2 protein-coding genes are annotated in these 3,580 nt (G+C 38.1%); one reads left to right on the forward strand and one right to left on the reverse strand.

The annotated features are described in order from the left end of the window. Positions 1 to 222: 222 nt before the first annotated feature. Complete coding sequence (locus F6J94_RS31825) at positions 223 to 2,007, reverse strand: iron uptake porin (protein WP_293047567.1); 1,785 nt, start codon at positions 2,005 to 2,007, stop codon at positions 223 to 225. 451 nt (positions 2,008 to 2,458) lie between these two features. Between F6J94_RS31825 and F6J94_RS31830 the strand changes: the two genes are divergently transcribed. Next, positions 2,459 to 3,580 (forward strand): effector-associated domain EAD1-containing protein (locus tag F6J94_RS31830; protein WP_293047569.1); only part of this gene is annotated, 1,122 nt, incomplete at its 3' end.

A 3,580-nucleotide genomic window follows, 5' to 3' on the forward strand; every position in this document is an offset into this window, starting at 1 on the left:
AGGGAATAGGGAATAGGGAATAGGGAATAGGGAATAGGGAATAGGGAATAGGGAATAGGGAATAGGGAATAGGGAATAGGGAATAGGGAATAGGGAATAGGGAATAGGGAATAGGGAATAGGGAATAAGCAACAGGCAACAGGGAAGTGGGAAAAAATCCTGTGTACCTTATAGTTATTAAAAACGCTGTATTTAGGCTATATTAGCAAATCAACCAACAAATCAAAAAATAAATTTAGTTTTAACCATTGGCACTACGATACTATTGTTGTTACTGTTGTGTTCTGGAGATATAATTACAAATAGACCGGGAGTGATGGATATATTGTCATTTATTTGGTAGCGATAAAAGGTCTCTAAGTGATAAGATACATCCGAATCTTGACGACTGTTAATATCATTTTCAGCTAGTCTAGGGGGCATTCCAAACACGAAACCTAATTCATTGCCTTCTTTGCCTAAATCGGGAAATGCCATAGTTATCGCCCAAGTCCAGATATCAGCTTTAGCCCCCTTTGAGCCATCAAAACCACTTTGGCGGGGAGAGGATTCGGCGTTGGCATTGATATAACTAAGCCAACCCCCAAGGGCAAAACCAGGACTAAATCGATATCTCGCTTGTAAACCAAACCCATTAGCCGAGGTAGCGGTTTGATCACCAAAGGGTGCTTGGGAAAATTGACTGCCAGTACTGCCAGTTACATCAATCCCTGAGTTTGGTTCAGGAGAATAGTAATGGACATAATTTAATCCAATACCTAAACGCTGATTTGGTGTTAAGGTTAGCTGAGTGAAAGCACCAAATTGACCATTAAATAGCCCATTACCTTCGGTGGGATTAGAGATACTAGCGGCACTACCTAAATAAGCTACACTGATTCTAATTGAGTCATTAAATTGATAACGAATAGCAGCGCCACCACCTTCAGCTAGGCGATAAAGGGGGTTATGTACTCCAAAACGGGAGAGGGCTGAGACGGGATTGAGGGGGTCTGTAATCTCATCGGCTGAGAGACCGGCTGCTGCAATATGAGCTTGAATGCGATCGCTAATCGGGAATCGATAATATAGTTCGGTTAAGACAAAGTCTTGATCAGTATTTGTGTCAAAGTCATAGAGAGTCATGTCTGTGCCATCGAGGGGGTTATTCAATTCTGGCACGTTGGTAGCGTCGATTCTAGTGCGTAACAGGTCTTTACCGGTAAAACTGGTATCAAAGGATAATAGGGCTTGACCTGTGAATGTAGTGGTGAGACTATCGTCTTGAGTTGGGCTACTGCAACAAGGGGCAGCTTTATTATCAGTGAAGTAGTCAATTAGGATAAAGTCTACTTCGCCATTGAGCTTAGTCGTGGTGGAAAACTCAGTAATTTCGACTTCAGCAGTACGAGCGGTGACAGCATCGAGGTTACCACGCAGTCGAGCTAGTTCGAGGGTAAACTCTCCTTGCAAACCCTTGATTGCTTCTAGATCTTCTTTAAAGTAGGAAGATGACAAATCGGGAGCAGCAATCACCTTACTGAGCTGATCGAAACAGGTATTGAGAGCAGCAGCAAATTCATAACGGTTGAGGGGACGATTGCCACGATAGCTACTGTCAGGATATCCTGCCATGCAACTGTAGCGCTCTACGATAGATTGTAAGGCTTGGAATGCCCAATCTGTGGGCTGGACATCCGATAACTGGGATACTGATGTGACTTGAGCCATCGGATCATTTGTCTGTTCGATATTGGGTTCGATATGGGGAGTTAGTTCATGGTCAAACCCTTGTGTACTTGTTGGTAATTCTGTTATTGGTGACCCTGGTAACAACTGGTCAACAGGTGTCACCTGCTCCATGACTTCCACAGAGATGGGGGGAAGTAACTCTACTGCTATGGATAATTCCTGGGCGGTTGTTGACTTTGGTTGAGATTCATTGGCTAGACCATTGGGAGTTAGTAGAAAGGCTGCAGCGATCGCAGCTGGAGTTACATGGGGCAAGCTCCAAGTAAGTTTGAGCATTGGTTAGATAGTTCACTACTCACACCGAAAACATTGATATAATGGCGCAAATTTCAGCAATTTGCCCAGTAGGATGATGCTGAAAGGGGTGTTTTCTTAGATTAGGGTCAAAGGGGAAGTGTCGGAAGTGTGGGGGGAGAATAGTTAGATATCCAACCGCTGTTTTTACACTCAAACTTATTTGATCTGGCTTATACCGCTTGTCTATGGCACTGGGATATAGTTGAGACCAGCCTATCGGCGTTACTCTTATACTAAGATAAGATTACAGAGGGTGAATTACAGTAATTTTCAGTCTAATCAGGTACATTAACAACAATGAGCAAACCAGTTACGAATATCCTTAACGGAGATTTGACTAAACACAAATTCAATAGCTTACTTGCCCATCGGGTCGCACCTAAAAGCGATCGCATCAGTAGTTCTATTGTTGACAGGTATAGAACTATATATGAAGGTTAAAAATATCCCCGATTATCTCCTTGAGCGTATAGAATCAGCCCTATTTAATGTTTTCCCTGCTAGAAGAAAAAATGCTGGAAATACCCCTGGTTATCTCATTGAGCAGATACAGTTAGCACTGTGTGATGCTTTTCCTACTAGAAAAAAATTAGAAATGATGCTACGAACTAAATGCGAAAAAAATCTGGAAGAGATTGCTAGTGATGGAAATTTGAAGGAAATTGTGTACGATGTAATAGACTATTTTGATAGTAATAATAGTTTAGCAGAATTAATTAATGGCGCACTTGAAGAAAATCCCGGTAATCCTAAGTTAAAGAAAATCGATGAAGAATTAGAACTTGAAATTACGACTAGTTTACTCGACCTATTGTATCCTTTAGAAAAAAACATAAAAAATAAACTAAAAAAAGATGTTTATGAAAAGTTTTTAAATAATAAATTATTGAATATAACAGAAGATAAACTTATTAAAGTTTTAAATATTTTTATAAATAAAAAGAACTTAAAAGCTATACTTAATAAAAATTTTTATAGTGAAATACCTATCATAAATTTTACTAATTTTTTAGTTGAAAATAAATATATTGATATTTCAAGCAAAAATGCTTATAAACTCAACAAATGGTGGAGAAAAAACAAGTCCAAGAGGAGTAAAATATGCTATATAGTAAGCTATATACTAAGATTATTAAGCAATAACCGCTTATTTAAATTTGATTATGTAGTGTCACGTATCTTGCCATTCCTCTTTATTAATATTACTGGTACTTGGATAATAGAATTTTTGACTAATCAAGAATTGGTTAAGCAGTATAAAGTCTTTAGCATGTTGGCTTTTATACTATTTACAATTATAGCTATTATAATAGCTATAATTGATTTAGTTAAACAATCAAATTTAAGACTGAACCAAATAAGCTCAGTCACCTTAGTAAGCTCAGTTACCTTAGTAATCTTGGGAAGCTTAGTAATCTTGGTAATAGTAATATTAACAGAAGCATTTATATTTAGCAGTTTTCCAAATAAAACACTAAAGTTACCTCAAAAATCTAAGAATTTCCCAGAAATAGCAAAAGTTTTTGAAAACAAGTTTAAGATAGGTGAAATT

The organism is Moorena sp. SIO1F2 (assembly GCF_010672755.1).
Lineage (GTDB): Bacteria > Cyanobacteriota > Cyanobacteriia > Cyanobacteriales > Coleofasciculaceae > Moorena.

Excerpts from the sequence above, each read along its gene's own strand:
- F6J94_RS31825 (WP_293047567.1), bottom strand. The coding sequence starts at position 2,007 with ATGCTCAAACTTACTTGGAGCTTGCCCCATGTAACTCCAGCTGCGATC.